We start from the raw sequence: 16,814 nt of genomic DNA on the forward strand, positions 1-16,814 counted from the left end.
AGCATGATATCTGGTTGCCCTGAACGGTAAGCCAGCATCATGTCATGGAGGGACCGTTGCGCGCCTTTTCGCTGGGAAAAATGATCGCATTGGCGCTCGCAACGACAGCCGTTCCTGGCGTGCTTTGGGCGCAATCGGCCAATCCACCAGTGGCGGACACTGGCGCACGGCCGGTCATGTTGCTGGCGGATGGATGGCGGTTCGATTTTGCCGACCATGACGGCGCGCAATCCCCCGGTTTCGATGACAGTCGATGGGCGCAGATCGCGGTTCCCCATAGCTGGAACCGGGTCGGCTATTATCTGCAACCCGCCGGTCCCGCCGCCAATCGCCCCGAAACGGTCAACAAGGCGCAGGGCGTGGGATGGTATCGCCTGTCCTTTTCCGCCGATGCCGCTTTGCGTGGCCAGCAGGCATGGCTGGAATTCGACGCTGCCAGCCGCATCGCCAGCGTCTGGCTGAACGGCCAGTTTCTGGGCGAGCATAAGGGCGGCTTTTCCCGTTTTCGCCTGAACGCCAGCAAGGCGTTGCGCTTCGACCGGGCCAATATTCTGGCCGTACGCGTAGATAACAGCAAGCCCGCGCCGGGATCTTCCACTGCCGACGTGCTGCCGCTGACCGGCGACTTTTTCGTGTCGGGCGGCCTGTATCGCCCGGTGCGGCTGGTGGGGACGCAGGCCGTGCATTTCGACATGATGGACCATGGCGGTTCCGGCATCCGCGCGACCACCAGCGCCATCGGCGCGGATGGCGCAACGGTCGATGTCGAAGCGAAGCTGCGCGACGAAAGCGACAAGGCGCGTGACCTGCGCCTGGAAACGCGCCTGATCGACGCGCGGGGCCAGGTGACGGCGCGTGACGAACAGGCGATTGCCCGCGCAGCCACGCAGGTGCGCGCGCGCCTGACCCTGCCGACGCCGCATCTGTGGCATGGCACCGACGCCCCCTATCTCTATCGCCTCTCGACCCGCATCATCGATGCCAAAGGCCGTGTTCTTGACAGTATCGAACAGCCATTTGGCGTGCGTCAGATGCAGTTCGATGCGCAGCGGGGCTTCCTGCTGAACGGCAAACCCTATCGCTTGCACGGCGTGGGCTATCATCAGGATCGCGAGGGGAAGGGCTGGGCCGTCACGCCGCAGGATGTTGCGGAGGATGTCGCGACGATGCGCGAAATGGGCGTCAACACGATCCGCCTGACCCATTATCAGCATGGGCAGGCAATCCATGATCTGGCCGATCGATACGGCATCCTGTTGTGGGATGAAATTCCGCTGGTGTCGGCATGGACATGGGGGGAGGCGCGCGCCGCCACGCCCGCGCTGGTCGACAATGCCCGCCAGCAAATGGCCGAGTTGATCCGGCAGAATGAAAATCACCCATCGGTTGCGTCCTGGGGTATCGCGAACGAAGTGGATTTCGGCAATTCCCTGCCCGGTTTCCTGAGCAATTTCAAAGGTAGTCCGCCCGATCCGCTGCCATTGCTCAAGACGCTGAACGCCTTTGCCAAAGGGCTGGACCCCAGCCGCCCGACTGCGCTGGCCACCTGTTGCGAAGGGCGGTTGTTTTCGGCCGGGGTCGAAGTGCCGATCACGGGACCGGAAGTGGACCTGGGCGGGGCGAACCGCTATTTCGGCTGGTATTATGGCCAGCCCGATGACGTCGGCCCGGCGCTGGACGCGCTGCACGCCAATCGGCCCGGCCAGCCGCTGGCCGTGACCGAATATGGCGCGGGCGGGGCGACCAGCATCCATAGCGACAATGTGCTGGGCGGCCCGGTGGATTCGCGTGGCCGCGCGCAACCCGAAGAATATGAAAGCCATGTCCATGCCCGCAATTGGGCGCAACTGGCCGCGCGACCCTATTTATGGGCGACATGGCTGTGGGTCGGGTTCGATTTTGCCAGCACGGTGCGCAGCGAAGGCGATGCACAGGACATCAATACCAAGGGGCTGGTCAGTTTCGACCATAAGCTGCGCAAGGACGCCTATTATTTCTACAAGGCGAACTGGTCGAAAGCGCCGACCGTCCATATTGCGGGGCGGCGCTATGTCGATCGCGCCTATCGCGTGACTGATGTGGCGGTTTACAGCAACGCGCCGTCCACGGACCTGATGCTCAACGGCCGGTCTTTGGGCGCGATGACGGATTGCGCGCAGAATATCTGCGTATGGCGCAATGTCGCGCTGGCGACCGGCACCAATGTTCTGGTGGCGCGCGGGGCATTTGCCGATGCGCCGGTGGAGGATCATATCGCCTGGCAGCTTTCCGCCGATGCGGCGCGGACGATCCGTATCGACAGCGGCACTTTGGTGGCGGGCAGAAGCACGATCGGGGTCCATGGATCGGACAATTTCTTCGACGGCGGGGTCGCAGGCTCCATCGCGGAACCGGCCGATTTTGGCAAGCCGGCCAAGCCGGTCGTGATCGCCGGAACGCCGGACAGCGCCATCGTCGCCACCTATCGCGAAGGCGATTTTCACTATCGCGTGCCGCTGGACAATGGCCGCTATCGCGTGACGTTGACCTTCGTGGAGCCGTCCGCGCAAGCGGGCGAGCGGCGGTTCGATGTTCTGGCCAATGGGAAATCTGTGATCGACACTATCGATCTGGCGAAGGTTGCGGCGCGCACCGCTGTGCAGCGCAGCTTTGCCGTCATGGTGCGCAACGGTCAGATCGATCTGCATTTCCGCCCGCGCGCGGGCAAGGCTATTGTTTCGGCGATAGAAATCGCGCGATAGATGATTGCGACCCTGCCCATTCGGGCGGGATGATCGGCGAAGGAATGGCCATGACGATCGGCGTGGGATTGATAGGCTATGGCCTTGGCGGGCGGGCCTTTCATGCGCCCTATGTCAACGCGACGCCCGGCATGACGTTGCGTGCCATCGTTTCGCGGCAGGCCGACAAGATATTGGCCGACCATCCGCAGGTGCAGGTGGTGGACAGCGTATCCCACTTGCTGGAACAGCCCGGCATCGATCTGGTCATCATATCCAGCCCCGACGCGCTGCATGGCGATCATGCGCTGGCCGCGCTGGCGGCGGGCAAGCATGTCGTGGTGGACAAGCCCTTTGCCACCCGGATGGAAGATGCGCAGGCCATCGCTCGGCTCGCCCGCGCAAAGGGGCTGGTCGCCACGGCGTTTCAGAACCGGCGCTGGGACGCCGATTTCCTGACGCTGCGCCGCATCCTGAACGATGGGATGCTGGGCGAGATCGTGCAGTTTGAGAGCCATTTCGACCGTTGGCGACCGCAACCGGCAGACAATTGGAAGGACGCGCGGGAAGGCGGATCGTGGATGGATCTTGGCCCGCATCTGGTCGATCAGGCGATTGCGCTGTTCGGCCTGCCGATCGGCATCACCGCCGACATCGCGGCGCTGCGCCCCGGTGCGCCTGCGCCCGATTATTTTCACGCCGTCCTGCGCTATCCCACGATGCGGGCGATCCTCCACGCCAGCAAAAGCGTGGCCGACCATGGCCTGCGTTTTGCGGTGCATGGGCGCGGCGGCAGCTGGATCAAGCATGGCACCGATCCGCAGGAGGCGCAGGCGTTGGCAGGCGCTGTTCCCGGCGCGAAGGAAAGCTGGGGGCTTGATCCGATTGAAGGCGTCTATGTGTCTTGCGATGCTTTGACCGATCGGCAGTCATTGGCCAATGAACGGGGCGATTATCTCGCCTTCTGGCGGCAGGTTGTCGCGGCCATTGCGACTGGCGCGCCCAATCCCGTGCCAGCGGATGATGCCGTGGCAGTGATGCAGTTGCTGCACGCCGGGCTGGAAAGCGCGGCCCGCCGGTGCGAGATTATCATCACGCCGCTTTCCGCCAGCTGAGCTGACCGGGCCGATCGTCCGCACCGAATCCAGTCCGAACTGCTGTGCGTAGGAGAGTTTGATCGACACCGCGCACGGCGAAGCTGTTGTCGATCCCTACCTGCAATGTCGGCGCGGCCCGTGCAATCTGGCTCAGGTCGTTGGCATTGCGCGACGCCAGTGTTTCGCTGCTGAGCGCGGTAACGCTGACCGGCACTTTTTGCAGGCTTTCGCTGCGCCGTGACGATGATTTCGCCCGTAACAGCTTCGTCCTGCGCGAAGGCGACCGGCGCGCTCGCCATCCATAGGATGGATGAATGCGGCACAGTTGGCATCCAGGCCGACCGTGCCGCATCGGGTCAGAATTTCACCGCGACCTTGCCGTAATAATAGCCGCCGGTGAAGCCATAGGCACCGCTGGTCGCGTAGAAGCCCGAACCGAGATTGGCGTTGGCCGACGCGGAATCATAATCGGGATAGACGTTGAACAGATTGTTCGCGCCGATCGACACGGCGATCGGTTGCGTCACCTGCCAGGTCAGTTCCGCGTCGGTGATGATCTTTGCCCCGAAATGACGGTCGCTGCCATATACCGGCACGCCGCCGACGGTCGCGGTCGCGTTGCCCAGCGAATTGAACGAACCGAAGCGAGTGGCGCGGCTCGTCAGGCTGAAATCGCCCAGCGTGGCGGTATTGCCAAGGAACAGCTTGGTCACGGGCAGATTTTTGGTGATGTTCATTTGCGACAGGCGGTCGAACAGTACGAAGCCCGCGCCCAGCGACGCCAGTTCGGCCGGGTTGGCCTTGATATTCGTGATCTTGGTCTTGTTATAGTTGAAGCCCAGATTCCATGACAGTTTCAGGTCGCCCAGCGTGTGGCGATAGCTGGCCACCACGTCCACGCCGCGCGTGCGGGTGTCGATGGCGTTGGTGTAATATTGGGCGCTGATGTCCGACGACAGGCCGTTGGCGATCAGGATGTTGGATACCGCTGTGCCGGTCAGGGTCGAGGTGACGGCGATGCGGTCCTTCACCTTCACATGATAGCCATCGACCGTGATGCTGAGATTTTGGACAGGGGTCAGGACGAACCCGGCCGAGAAGTTGGTGGATTTTTCCGGGGTCAGCGGCTCGGACCCCAGAGCGATGGCTGCGGCTGAGCCGACTGGCAGCGTCTTGATCTGCAACAGGTTCAGCACACCCGCGATGGTGCGGAACTGGCCACTGGTCGAGGCGTAGATTTGCTGCGCCAGTGCAGGGGCGCGGAAGCCGGTGCTGGCCGCGCCGCGCACGGAGAACCAGGGGGTCAGTGCCTGACGCACATTGATCTTGCCGATCAGCGTGTCGCCGCTGGCATCGTCATAATGTTCAAAGCGCCCCGCCAGGCCGACGGTGGTCGAAGGGCTGGGATCCCACGCGACATCGGCATAGGCGGCGATGTTGTTGCGCGACATGCGCCCGGCATCTTCGGGTGTGATGCCGTTGGCGGCCTGCCCGCCCGGAGCGGGGCGGATGGTCACGCCGTTGCGGACATAGGTATAGCTGCCCGCCGCGTAGGAGGCCGGTTCGCCCTGCGTGATTTCATAGGTTTCGTGACGATGCTGAAGGCCGCCCGACACCTGAAGATGCCCGGCAATGTCGAACCCCTTGGTCAGGTCGAGCGAATTGACCCATTCGCTGGATTTGAGCGCGCCGACATAAAGTTCGGTCGGGCTGGTCGGTCCCAGCGTGGGGTTGTAGGTTTCATAGCCCTGCCGATAGGCGTAATTCTTGCCATAGGTGGAGCTGATGTCCCAGTCCCAGCCCGCGACCTGGCCCTTGGCACCGACCGCAAATTCGAAATCATCCTCGACGATATCGAGGCGGGGGCGGAAGCCATTGGGATAGACTTCGGGCAGGGTGGCGGTGTTGTTGGGCGCGCGATAGGTGAAGTTGAGTTCCGAATTGCGCTGGCTGTAGGTGCCGAACGAATAGAGGCTGACGGCACCGGCGTCATAGCCGACATTATAGCCGACGTTGAACCCCCTGGTCGGGAAGGCACCGTAATTTTTGGTGACGAGGCGGTCGATCGAGGCTTCGCGCGGGTCGCGCTGGCCGTTCACCAGCGGGTAGAGGTTGATGGTGCTGGCGATCGGCACGGCCCGGTTGGACGCCTGCTGAATCTTGCCGTTGGCAAAAATGTCGATGAAGCCGGTTTCGCCCAGCTTGGTCCCCCAATTGGCCTGAACCAGATAATTTTCGCCATCGGAGCGATCATAATTCTGCCCGGCGGTGAAGCTGGCCGCGCCGCCCCCGGTCCCGCTTTTCAGGATCAGGTTGATGACGCCTGCAATCGCGTCCGACCCATATTGCGCCGCTGCGCCGTCGCGCAGCACTTCGATATGGTCGATGGCGGAGGTGGGGATGAGGTCGAGGTCGAGGGGAACCGAACCATTGTAGAAGGAGGAGACGGAGTTGATCAGTGAGGTCTTGTGCCGCCGCTTGCCATTGACCAGGATCAGCGTCTGGTCCGGGTTCAGGCCGCGCAGGCCGCCGGTGCTGATGACCGTCGAAATGCCGCCGCCCGCGCGGGTCGGCACGTTGAAACTGGGGACGAGCGTGTTGAGCGCGGCCAGCACGCCCGGCTTGCCGGTGGCGTCCAGTTCCTTGGCGGAAATCACGTCGATCGGGGTCGGGCTGTCCGTGATGGTGCGGGCAAGGCCGCGTGATCCGGTAACGACGATGTCGGTGCGGGGTTCTTCGACCGCTTCCTGCGGCAACGCGCCGCCGCTGCCCTGAATAGCCATGGCTGATTGCATCGTGACGGGCAGGTTGCCGACCGACAGGCTGGCCACTTCGACGCGGCGGGCGGGCTTGACCCGGTTGCTGAGCGAGAGGGCAATGACGTTGCGATTGGCCAGCGAGACTTTCAGCCCGCTGCCCGCGATCAGGCGGGACAGGGCAGCGTCCGGGGTCATCGTGCCGCTGATCCGCTGCGCGCGCATTCCATCGACCTGATCGTAGGAAAAGAGAATCTGGATGCTGGATTGTTTGGCAAACTGGACCAGTGCCGATTGCATCGATTGGGCCGGAATGTCGAATTTAACGGCGTTGGCAGCGGCAATGGATGGCGCGGCGACCATGGCCATCATCGCAACGGACGATAGACCAGCGGCGCGCAATAAGTGACGTGTCATGAAGCCCCCTTCAGATTATTCCTGTCTCTGCTGATGGAAACGGAGGCGGCGCGCGTTTCTGCTAGTTGCCGCGCGGTTTTATGACCTTTTTATTGCGCGGAGGGTGCGCCATGCGCGACAGCGAGATGGACGATGGGTAGCCCTTTTTTCAGCCCGCCGTTTCGACCAGTTCGGCAATCTCGAACAGATGGGATTTCCAGCCGCGCATCCGGGTCGCGTCGGCAGTAGCGGCGCGCTTCTTCTTCGCTTCGGCGAGTGAGCGGGTATGGCCCCAGAATACTTCGGTCTTGCCATTGTCGAGCGTGGCGACGATGCGCCAATAATGGGTGAAGCTGTCGGTGGTAGGACCGATCGTCTTGACATAGCCGTCGGCCATGGTGGCGGTCAGATAGCGTCTTTTCTTTGCCATTTCTGAAATATACTCAATAATATAATGATTTAGTAATAGACATCAGCGCCGCACAGGCCGTTCGGAGTGATCGAACAGAAAGTGGTGCAGGGCTAGATAAAGCGGATGCGGATGGTGGTGCCGGGTCCGCCATCGACGATTTCGGCGATCGCCCCCATGCGTGATGCTGCCGATCGGACGATGGCAAGGCCCAGGCCGCTGCCTTCGGGACCATCCGCCCCGACTGCGCGAAAGAAGCGGTCGAAGATGACGGGGTGGTGGGTCGCGGCGATGCCCGGCCCGTCGTCATGGACGGTCAGCGTGGTTTGCGCGTCGTGCTGCGACAGCAGGATGGACACATGCCCGCCGGCCCGATTGTAGCGGATGCCATTGTCGATCAGGTTGGCGACAATCTCAAAAACGAGCGTGCGATAACCCGACACGATATAGTTTTCGCGCGCGTCGGCTTCGAGGTTCAGTTCCACTCCGGCGTCGATTGCCTGATCGATCAGCCGACCGATGACGGCGGCGCTCACTTCCTTCAGGTCCACGCTTTCCAGCGGCGCGGACACGCCCGCTTCCTCGGCGCGGGCGAGCCCAAGTAGCTGCGTCACCAGCCGTTCGAGGCGGACGACGGCATCGGCGATTTCGTCCAGCGCCTGCGCCGACCCGCGCCGGGCGAGCGCGACCTGCACCTTCAGCACCGACAGCGGCGTGCGCATCTGGTGCGAAGCGTCGGCAGTGAAGCGGCGCACGCCGCTGGTCGCGCCATCCAGCTGCGCCAGCAGCCGGTCGAACGCGCTGGCGAGCGGGCGCAATTCGCTGGGTAACGGCCCGGCGTCGAGCGGCGAGAAATCGGGCCGCGCGCCGCCGCCGCGCGATTCCACCGCATGGCGCAACCGGGCGAGCGGACGCAGGCTCCATCCCAGCGCCGGGCGCAGCAGCAATATGGCGACTCCCACCAGCGCCAGTTCACCGATCAGCAGCGCCCCGATCAGGCGGCTGGTCAGCGCATTGCGATTGTCGAGCGTTTCGGCGACCTGCACGATGACGGGGCGGTCGATCCGGGGGAGCGACCGTTTGACTTCGCCGATGCGAATGTCCTGCCCGCGATAGCGCGCGAAGCGGAAGCGCGGCTGGTCCGTGGTCAATGTCGCCATGTCGGGCGCGGGCAGATCGGCATAGCCGGTCAGCAATTCACCTCCCACGGCGATGCGGTAATAGACATTGTCGCGCTCGCTATTTTCCAGCATCCCGAACGCAGCGGGCGGCAGGTCCAGCGTCACTTCGCCGCGTTCCACCTGCACCGTTTCGGCAATCGCGCCCAGCGCCCCTCCCAACACCCGGTCGTTGGTGCGGCGCACCACGTCGGCGATCAGCGTCGCGCCGCCCACGCCGATGATCGCGGCGGCCCCCAGCAACGGACCCAGCATCGCGGCGAGCAACCGCGTGCGCAGCGCAATGGCGCGCGGTTCAGCCGGCATCGAGCATATAGCCCACGCCCCGGATCGTGCGGATGCCCGGACCATCGGGGGCGAGCTTCCCGCGCAACCGGGTGACATGCACTTCGATGGCGTTGCCGCCGACCGGATCGTCGAAGCCGAATACTTCGCCGATCAGCCGTTCGCGCGGCACGACCTGACCCGCGCGGGTGGCCAGCGATTCCAGCACCGCCAGTTCGCGCCGCCGCAGGTCGAGCGCGCGCCCGGCCACGTCCGCCGTGCCGGTGGAGCGGTTGACGGTCAGCGTGCCGACGGTGATGTGCGGCGTGGGGTCGCCGCCGCGCCGCCGCCCCAGCGCGCGCACCCGCGCCTCCAGCTCCTCCGGCTCGAACGGTTTACGCAGATAATCGTCCGCGCCAAGGTCCAGCCCGCGCACCCGGTCGTCCAGCGCGTCGCGCGCGGTCAGCATCAGCACCGGCACTTTTTCGCCCCGACGGCGAATTTCCGCCAGCACGGTAAAGCCGTCAATGTCGGGCAGGCCGACGTCCAGTATCACCAGCGCATAGGGTTCGCCGCCGACCACGGCCAGCGCATCCTCCCCGGTGGCGACATGGTCCACGGCATGGCCGCCCGCGCGCAATAGCGTGGCGATGCTGCGGGCCAGCGGGGCATCATCCTCGATCATCAATATGCGAATGGCGACACCATATGGTGAAAGGTTGATGACAGCTTCGCATCCTATCCCACCCTGACATCTTATCCGAACACAAGAGACGGAAAGCGAAAAGAGGAAGCGATGCGAAGGGTTATTCAGATCATGACGGCGCTGGCAAGCCTGTCGGTAACAGCATCGCCCACGCTGGCCCAGCGACCGACCGGCTATCCGCGATCCTATGACCAGTTGATCGCCGACGCGCGCGCCGAACGACAAGTGGTGGTCTATGCCAATGCCGACACGGCGGAAATGGCCCCGGTCATCCTGGCGTTTCAGCGGCGCTATGCCGGGGTGACGGTGCGCTATGCCGATCTGGGTTCCAACGAGATTTACCGCCGCTTCATCGCCGAAGCGCGGGGCCGCAAGCCGTCGGCCGATCTGGTCTGGTCGTCGGCGATGGACAGTCAGGTGAAGCTGATCAACGACGGTTTCGCGCAGGCCTATGCCAGCCCGGAAAAGCCCGCTTTGCCTGCATCTGCGGTGTGGAAGAATATGGGTTTTGGCGTCACCGCCGAACCGATCGCCTATGTCTATAATCGCAAGGCTATCCCCGACGCGCGCGCGCCGCGCAGCCATGCCGCGCTGGAAGCTATGCTGCGGCGCGACCGGCGGGCGCTGACGGGAAAGGTCGCGACCTTCGATCCGGCACGCTCTAACACCGGCTATCTCTATTTGACGCAGGACCATGCGATCACCCGCGATACCGGCGCGCTAGTGCAGGCGCTGGCGGCGACGCGCCCGGTGCTGTCGATCACTACCGAACCGATGCTGCGCGGCGTGGCGGAGGGGAAGCTGACCATCGCCTATAACGTCATTGGTTCCTACGCGCTGGAACGGGCGCGGCGCGACCCGCGCATCGGCGTCATTTTCCCGCAGGATTACACCATCCAGATGTCGCGCATCGCCTTCATCGCGCGCGACGCGCGGCATCCTGCGGGGGCGAAGCTGTTCCTCGATTTCCTGTTGTCGCGTGCAGGGCAATCGCTGCTGGCGCGCAACAGCCTGTGGCCCGTGCGCGCCGACATAAAGGCGCGCCGCCTGCCCGCCGGCCAAGCCCGGCCGATCCGCGTCGGTCCCCAGCTTCTCGTTAATCTCGATCACCTCAAGCGCCAGCGCTTCCTGCGCGAATGGACCGCTGCCCTTGCCAATGGAGCCAAGACCCAATGATGTTTTCCGTTTTGCGTGGCGGTTGCGCCCTTGTCGCGCTGATCGCGGCTACGCCTGCTCTGGCGCAAGCGCCGTCGAGCGCCGAACTGGCCGATCTGGTCCGCGCGCAGGCAGCGGAAATCGCGACTCTGCGCGCCCGTCTCGACCGGCTGGAAGGCGCGCAGGCAGCGGCCCCGCAACCCCAGGTCGCGCAGCAGCAAGCCGCCCCGCCGCCGATGATCGTCACTCCCTTCGCGCCGCAAATCGTGCCGCCCGGCCCGGCGGATATCGACGTGGCGCAGGCGCGGGCGATTGCCGCCAACGAAGTGGGCCTGAAAACCGAATGGGGTGCGGGCCTGCCGGTGTTCCGTTCGGCGGACGGCGTTTTCACCTATAAGCCGCGCGGGCGCATATTGGTGGATGTCAGTTCGACCATGGGGTCGCGCTACGAAGGGCGCAACACGACGACGACGGGGATGCGCGCGCTGCGCCTTGGCCTGGAAGGCGGGGTGGGACCGCATTTCTTCTATCAGTTCGAAACCGATTTTTCGGAAAATGAAGTCGATATCGTCACGGCCTTCATGGGCTGGCGCAACAAGATCAGCGATAGGCTAGATTATGACGTCCGCGTCGGCCATCTGTTCAACGATCGCGCTTTCGAAGGCAGCACGGGGTCGGACTCCACCCCCTTTCTGGAGCGCGGCGCAGTATCCACCGCGATCATTCCGCAGCGCGGCTTCTATGGCATCGGCATCATGGGCCGCGTGTTCGGTCCCGGCTTCCATGCTTCGGTCAGCGTGACGGGTGACCGGGTGGACGGGCAGCAGGCGACCAACGACAGCCGCACCGTGGCGGCCCGCGCGCACTGGAACCCGGTCATGACCGACAGGGCGCTGCTGCATGTCGGGGCATGGGGTTTCGACGAAGCGCTCTCGTCCGCTGCCACCACCCTGACCCGCAACACCGTGATGGGCGGGCGGTTCAATGGCGCGGTGCGGGTCGGCACGGGCGAATTGCTCGGCGGCCGTTCGACCACTGGCTATGGCGTGGAACTGGGCGGTTATGTCGGCGGATTGTGGCTGATGGGGGAGGCGGGGCAACGGATCGCCCGGCTGGACGCGGGACGCCCCGATTTCAGGAGCAAGGCGTGGAGCGTATCGACCGGCCTGTTCCTGACCGGCGAATTGCCACCCTATAACCCGCGCCTTGGCAGTTTTGGCCAGCCCAATGTGCTGAACCCGCTGCTGGACGGCGGATCGGGCGCGATAGAGTTGACCGCGCGCTACGAAAATCTCGATTATACCGACCTGTTGCTGGGCGGCGAGGGGTGGGCCGCGACGGTGGGCGTGAACTGGTATCTCAACAGCTTCACCCGATTCCAGGTCAACGCCATCCAGTGGCACACCGACAATCGCGCCGGCACCTTTACCGGCAGCGACGATGGCCAGACGCTCAGCGCCCGTGTCGGCGTGACCTTCTAATCCCCCAATTATCCCTATTGTCTAGGACTCAGCGATGAACCTTGCCCTGCTCGGCTTCCTGATGGTCGCCACATTCATGACGCTGATCATGACCAAACGGATGACGCCGCTGGTGGCGCTCATCATCATCCCTTCCATGTTCGGCGTCATCGCGGGACAGGCGGCGGGGCTGGGCGACATGATGATCGACGGGATCAAGAATCTGGCCCCCACCGGCGTCATGCTGTTGTTTGCGATCCTGTTCTTTTCGACCATGACCGACACGGGCCTGTTCGATCCGCTGGTCGGGCGGCTGATCAAGATCGTGCATGGCGATCCGCTGCTGATCCTGATGGGTTCGGTGGTGCTGTGCGCGGTCGTCAGCCTGGATGGCGACGGATCGACCACATATATCATCACCATCGCCGCGCTGTTGCCGCTCTACAAACGGTTCGACATGAACCGGCTCTATCTGTGCTGCCTGCTGATGGTGACGAGCGGGATCATGAACCTGACGCCATGGGGCGGGCCGACCGCGCGCGCGGCCAGCGCATTGAAGCTGGACGCGGCGACTTTGTTCCTGCCGCTCATCCCCGGCATGATCGCGGGTCTGGCCTTCCTGATCGGTCTGGCCTTCTGGTTCGGGATCAAGGAACGGCGTCGGCTGGGCCATGTTCACGCGCATCAGCCCGACGCGCCATCGGACCTTGGCGTATCGCAATATCCAGAAGCGCGCCGTCCCCATCTGCGCTGGTTCAACGGCGCGCTGGTCGTGGCGCTGCTGGTGCTGCTGGTATGGGGCATATTGCCGCTGTCGGTGCTGATGATGATTGCCTTCGCCATCGCCATGATCGTCAACTATCCCGGCGTCGCGCAGCAGAAGGAGCGGATCGCCGCCCATGCGGGCAATGTCCTGTCGGTCGTGTCGCTGATCTTCGCGGCGGGCATTTTCACCGGCATCCTTGGCGGCACCGGCATGGTGGAGGCAATGAGCAAGGAAGTGGTCGGCATCATCCCGCCCGCGCTTGGTCCCTATATGGCGCCGATCACGGCGCTATTGTCGATGCCCTTCACTTTCTTCATTTCCAACGATGCCTTCTATTTCGGGATGTTGCCGATCCTGGCCGAAGCGGGCGCGCATTATGGCGTCGATCCGATGGCGATCGCGCGCGCATCGCTGATGGGGCAGCCGGTGCATCTGCTCAGCCCGCTGGTCCCGTCCACCTATCTGCTGGTCAGTCTGTCGGGCATTGACCTCGCCGATCATCAGCGCTTCACTTTGCTGCCCGCCGTCGCGGTATGCATCGTCATGACGCTGGTGGGGATGATCGCGCTGGCCTTCCCGTTCGTTGCATAAGGGGCTGGCTGTCCTGTTCCGCTTCCTTGGTGCCTTGATCGTCGGGGCATCGGGCGGCGCGCTGTTCGCAGGGATGGGCGCGCCGCTGCCCTGGGTGCTGGGTTCCATGGCCGCCTGCGCCATCGCCAGCATATCGGGCCTGCCCATTCAGGCGGCCGCCGCAACGCGCCGCCCGATGGCGGCCATGATCGGCGTGGTGCTGGGCAGCAGTTTCAGCCCGGCCCTGTTCGCGCACGCAGGCGCATGGGTCGTCCCGCTGATCGCGCTGCCCTTCTTCCTGACCAGTGCGGCCCTGCTGTGCGTCACCTATTTCCGCAAAGTGGCCGGGTTCGATCCGGCGACCGCCTATTTTGCCGGGATGCCCGGCGGCATCGCCGAAATGGTGGTGATGGGCGGGGAACGCGGCGCGGACGAGCGGATGGTGGGATTGATCCACGGCGCGCGCATCTTTCTGGTCGTTTTCATCCTGCCCTTTTTGATCCGGCTCTATCATGGGCCGGGTGGCACCGTTGTGGCGACGCCGGTGACGGGCGATGTCGCCGACTGGTCACTGCTCGGCTGGGCATCGGGCTGCATCATCGTCGGGCTGGCGCTGGGCCGCCTGTTGCGTCTGCCCGCATGGCATCTGGTCGGGCCGCTGGCGGTGAGCGCCGCCGTGCATATGAGCGGCCTTGCCGATTTCCGCGTGCCATCATGGGCGCTGGCCGCCGCGCAGGTCGGGCTGGGCGCGACCATTGGCTGCCGCTTCGTTGGCCTGCGCCTGCCCGTGCTGCTCCGCACGCTGTTGCTGGCGGCGGGATCGACCGTCATTTTGCTGGCGGTCACGTTCGTCTGGGCGGCGGGGGTCAGCGCGCTGACCGGGATCGACCCGGTGCTGCTGACCTTGGCCTATTCGCCCGGCGGCCTTGCCGAAATGAGCATCGTCGCGCTCAGCCTGGCGCTGGAGCCGGGCTTCATCATCGTCCACCACCTGACCCGCGTCGTGCTGGTGCTGGTCGGCGCGCCGATAGGCTTTACGGCAGCAGCGTCATCAGCCCGGTCGCCGGATCGGTAAAGCCTTCATAGATCATCTTGCCCGCGACATAGAGGATGACGAGCAGGCCGACATAGGCGATCGCGCGATACCGTTCGATGACGCGGGCCAACAGGTTGGCGGCAATACCCATCAACGCGACGGACAGGACCAGCCCGATGACGAGGATGCCGGGATGGTCGCGCGCCGCGCCCGCGACGGCCAGCACATTGTCCAAACTCATGCTGACATCGGCAATGGCGACGGCCCATGCCGCCTGGGCAAAGCCCTTGGGTGCGGCATTGCCGGCTATGTCCTGCGCATCTTCCGCCGCGCCACCCGACCGCAGTTCGCGCCACATTTTCCACGCGACCCACACCAGCAGCAACCCGCCGGCAAAGACGAGGCCGACCAGCTGCATCAACTGCGTCACCAGCAGGGCGAAGGCGATGCGCAGCACCAGCGCGGCGATGACGCCGATGGCGATCACCTTGCGCCGCGATGCTGGCGGCAGGCCCGCTGCCAATGCGCCCACGACGATGGCATTGTCCGCTGCCAGCATGATGTCGATCAGCACGACCTGACCAAAGGCCGCGAGCGTCGCTGCCGTGCCAAGGTTGGAAAAATCCGCGACGATATGGTGCCAGATTTCGGTCATGTGTCAGTCGCCCCTTGCCTGTCGCGCGTTCGGCCGGGGCTTTAGGAAGTCAAGCTGTCACCAGCCTTTCAGCCGGAGCGGGAAGAAAGGGGGCAGCCGCGTCATGCGACCGCCCCTTTCCGCTACCGCCACGTCGCGGGCTGTTACTTGCTTTCGGTCACGATCAGCGATTTGCCTGCATATTGGCCGGGCTTTACGTTGCGAATGGTCTGGAGCTTGCGGCCCTTCGCGCCCATCCATGTGACTTCGACCGTGACTGGCTCCAGAGTCTTGAGGCCGAAATGCACCGGCGCGGCATTTTCCGAATTATAGCCATCGCCGGTCGATAGTTGCCGGGTCGCGACGATCTTGCCCGCCTTGTCGTAGAGGCGCACTTCGGCCCCCATGCGCGTGAAGCGCCCCTTGGCGTCGAGCAGCAGCACCGACAGGCTGCGCTTCGCAGCGGCAGGGGCCATGTCGTTGTGGAACAGGAAATGGCCGCCCTTGTCGGTGTAACCACGCATCACCGACAGGTCGATCGCGCCGTCGCGGTCATAATCGACCCATTGCACGCCATGATCGCCGACATTGATTTTCGAGGTGGGGGTCAGGACGTTGACGAAGCCCTTGCCCGCTTCATTGTGGAACAGGCTGTTTTTGGGCTGCTGCTGGTTACGTTCGCCGGTGTAGGATGTGACGAACAGGTCGATGAAGCCGTCATTGTCATAATCGCCCCACACCGCGCCCACCGCATGATTTTCGATGCCGACGCCCATATCCTTGGCGACGTTGGTGAAACTGCCATCGCCATTATTGTGATACAGCGCGTTCACGCCATAATTGGGGACGAACAGGTCGAGATGGCCGTCATTGTCATAATCGCCCACGGCGCAACCGACACCGCCTTCTTCCTTTGTCCGCCCCGGATTGTCGAGACCAATGGATGCGGCGACATCGACGAAGCCGGTCCCATCGTTGCGCCATAGCGAATCGGGTGCGCCCGACTGGTTTGCCAGAAACACGTCGAGATCACCGTCGCGGTCATAATCGAACCAGCAGGCACCGACCGTGGGGCGTGTGTCCGACGGGCCAGTCCCGGCAAAAACCTGCGTAAACTTGCCGCCGTCATTGCGGAACAGCGCGTTGGCGCCAATGCGGTTGGCGGAGTAAACGTCCAGATCGCCGTCATTGTCATAGTCGATCCAGCTAGTCTGCCGCGCCGACCGGCCAGGGATGGTGAGGCCCAGTTCCGGCGCGACATTGGTAAATGCCTTGCCGCCCTTATTATGGAAAACCAGGCTCAGCTGGTCGGGCATGGTCGCCCCGCCCAGCAGGTCGGCCCAGCCATCGCCGTCATAATCGCCCCAAGCCACGCCGCGCATTTCCGGGCCGGATGTGGGCAGGCCCAGTTGCGGCCCGACATTGACGAAATGCCCCTTGTCATTGCGATAGAGGCGAATGTCGCCGCCCTTCAGCGACACGGCCAGATCCAGATCGCCGTCGCGGTCGAAATCGGCCCAGCTGTTGGACAGCGACCCGGCAATGGCGAAATCGGCGGTCTGGACCGACGTGAACGCTGGTTCTGCCGGTGTTTGGGCCTGTGCCGCCTGGGCGAGCAGCAGGAAGGGCAGCGTATGGCAAAGTGTGCGGGTCAATGACGGCATGGA

13 protein-coding genes are annotated in these 16,814 nt (G+C 64.0%); 7 read left to right on the forward strand and 6 right to left on the reverse strand.

The window, feature by feature from the left end; genetic code table 11:
* The first annotated feature begins 56 nt into the window (after positions 1 to 56).
* The 3 genes from SPBM01_RS15350 (at position 57) to SPBM01_RS15360 (ending at position 4,122) form a co-directional block, all read left to right on the forward strand.
* Positions 57 to 2,741, forward strand: a complete 2,685-nt coding sequence (locus tag SPBM01_RS15350; RefSeq protein WP_262504198.1) for a glycoside hydrolase family 2 TIM barrel-domain containing protein — start codon at positions 57 to 59, stop codon at positions 2,739 to 2,741.
* A gap of 50 nt (positions 2,742 to 2,791) precedes the next feature.
* The gene (locus SPBM01_RS15355) at positions 2,792 to 3,835 is read left to right on the forward strand and encodes an oxidoreductase (protein ID WP_262504199.1); all 1,044 of its coding nucleotides are present in this window, start codon (positions 2,792 to 2,794) and stop codon (positions 3,833 to 3,835) included.
* 86 nt (positions 3,836 to 3,921) lie between these two features.
* Positions 3,922 to 4,122 (forward strand): hypothetical protein, encoded by a 201-nt coding sequence (locus SPBM01_RS15360; protein ID WP_188062493.1) that lies wholly within the window; start codon positions 3,922 to 3,924, stop codon positions 4,120 to 4,122.
* Positions 4,123 to 4,173: 51 nt separating this feature from the next.
* Here the strand turns inward: SPBM01_RS15360 and SPBM01_RS15365 are convergent, their stop codons facing one another.
* The 4 genes from SPBM01_RS15365 to SPBM01_RS15380 all read right to left on the reverse strand — a co-directional run bounded on the left by SPBM01_RS15365 (position 4,174) and on the right by SPBM01_RS15380 (position 9,505).
* Entirely contained in the window at positions 4,174 to 6,990 is a 2,817-nt protein-coding gene (locus tag SPBM01_RS15365) for a TonB-dependent receptor (protein WP_188062494.1), read from the reverse strand.
* Positions 6,991 to 7,138: 148 nt separating this feature from the next.
* A complete protein-coding gene (locus SPBM01_RS15370) occupies positions 7,139 to 7,399 on the reverse strand; it encodes a hypothetical protein (protein WP_188062495.1) in 261 nt (86 codons plus the stop codon).
* Between the two features lie 92 nt (positions 7,400 to 7,491).
* Entirely contained in the window at positions 7,492 to 8,862 is a 1,371-nt protein-coding gene (locus SPBM01_RS15375) for a sensor histidine kinase (protein WP_188062496.1), read from the reverse strand.
* A complete protein-coding gene (locus SPBM01_RS15380; RefSeq protein ID WP_188062497.1) occupies positions 8,852 to 9,505 on the reverse strand; it encodes a response regulator transcription factor in 654 nt (217 codons plus the stop codon). The genes SPBM01_RS15375 and SPBM01_RS15380 overlap by 11 nt, the downstream gene beginning before the upstream one ends.
* Positions 9,506 to 9,616: 111 nt before the next feature.
* Between SPBM01_RS15380 and SPBM01_RS15385 the strand changes: the two genes are divergently transcribed.
* The 4 genes from SPBM01_RS15385 to SPBM01_RS15400 are packed head-to-tail and all read left to right on the forward strand — an operon-like array spanning position 9,617 to position 14,552.
* Positions 9,617 to 10,702 (forward strand): ABC transporter substrate-binding protein, encoded by a 1,086-nt coding sequence (locus SPBM01_RS15385; RefSeq protein ID WP_188062498.1) that lies wholly within the window; start codon positions 9,617 to 9,619, stop codon positions 10,700 to 10,702.
* Positions 10,699 to 12,162 (forward strand): OprO/OprP family phosphate-selective porin, encoded by a 1,464-nt coding sequence (locus SPBM01_RS15390; protein WP_188062499.1) that lies wholly within the window; start codon positions 10,699 to 10,701, stop codon positions 12,160 to 12,162. The genes SPBM01_RS15385 and SPBM01_RS15390 overlap by 4 nt, the downstream gene beginning before the upstream one ends.
* 34 nt (positions 12,163 to 12,196) lie before the next feature.
* A complete protein-coding gene (locus tag SPBM01_RS15395; protein WP_188062500.1) occupies positions 12,197 to 13,498 on the forward strand; it encodes a CitMHS family transporter in 1,302 nt (433 codons plus the stop codon).
* Positions 13,491 to 14,552 carry an AbrB family transcriptional regulator gene (locus tag SPBM01_RS15400; protein WP_410483002.1) on the forward strand — a complete coding sequence of 354 codons (1,062 nt, stop codon included), beginning with the start codon at positions 13,491 to 13,493 and terminating at the stop codon, positions 14,550 to 14,552. The genes SPBM01_RS15395 and SPBM01_RS15400 overlap by 8 nt, the downstream gene beginning before the upstream one ends.
* Here the strand turns inward: SPBM01_RS15400 and SPBM01_RS15405 are convergent.
* On the reverse strand, positions 14,512 to 15,168 hold the full coding sequence (locus SPBM01_RS15405; protein ID WP_188062501.1) for a YjbE family putative metal transport protein: 657 nt from the start codon (positions 15,166 to 15,168) through the stop codon (positions 14,512 to 14,514). The two genes, SPBM01_RS15400 and SPBM01_RS15405, sit on opposite strands and share 41 nt — an antisense overlap.
* 143 nt (positions 15,169 to 15,311) lie before the next feature.
* On the reverse strand, positions 15,312 to 16,811 hold the full coding sequence (locus tag SPBM01_RS15410; RefSeq protein ID WP_188062502.1) for a CRTAC1 family protein: 1,500 nt from the start codon (positions 16,809 to 16,811) through the stop codon (positions 15,312 to 15,314).
* Between the last annotated feature and the right edge of the window lie 3 nt (positions 16,812 to 16,814).

Origin of the sequence: Sphingobium sp. KCTC 72723 (assembly GCF_014280435.1) — a bacterium.
GTDB lineage: Bacteria > Pseudomonadota > Alphaproteobacteria > Sphingomonadales > Sphingomonadaceae > Sphingobium.

What these genes read in the sequence shown, in the direction of transcription:
- SPBM01_RS15380 (WP_188062497.1), bottom strand. Translation starts at nt 9,505, where the DNA reads ATGATCGAGGATGATGCCCCGCTGGCCCGCAGCATCGCCACGCTATTG.
- SPBM01_RS15390 (WP_188062499.1), top strand. Translation starts at nt 10,699, where the DNA reads ATGATGTTTTCCGTTTTGCGTGGCGGTTGCGCCCTTGTCGCGCTGATC.
- SPBM01_RS15385 (WP_188062498.1), top strand. Translation starts at nt 9,617, where the DNA reads ATGCGAAGGGTTATTCAGATCATGACGGCGCTGGCAAGCCTGTCGGTA.
- SPBM01_RS15365 (WP_188062494.1), bottom strand. Translation starts at nt 6,990, where the DNA reads ATGACACGTCACTTATTGCGCGCCGCTGGTCTATCGTCCGTTGCGATG.
- SPBM01_RS15410 (WP_188062502.1), bottom strand. Translation starts at nt 16,811, where the DNA reads ATGCCGTCATTGACCCGCACACTTTGCCATACGCTGCCCTTCCTGCTG.
- SPBM01_RS15405 (WP_188062501.1), bottom strand. Translation starts at nt 15,168, where the DNA reads ATGACCGAAATCTGGCACCATATCGTCGCGGATTTTTCCAACCTTGGC.
- SPBM01_RS15395 (WP_188062500.1), top strand. Translation starts at nt 12,197, where the DNA reads ATGAACCTTGCCCTGCTCGGCTTCCTGATGGTCGCCACATTCATGACG.
- SPBM01_RS15375 (WP_188062496.1), bottom strand. Translation starts at nt 8,862, where the DNA reads ATGCCGGCTGAACCGCGCGCCATTGCGCTGCGCACGCGGTTGCTCGCC.
- SPBM01_RS15355 (WP_262504199.1), top strand. Translation starts at nt 2,792, where the DNA reads ATGACGATCGGCGTGGGATTGATAGGCTATGGCCTTGGCGGGCGGGCC.
- SPBM01_RS15370 (WP_188062495.1), bottom strand. Translation starts at nt 7,399, where the DNA reads ATGGCAAAGAAAAGACGCTATCTGACCGCCACCATGGCCGACGGCTAT.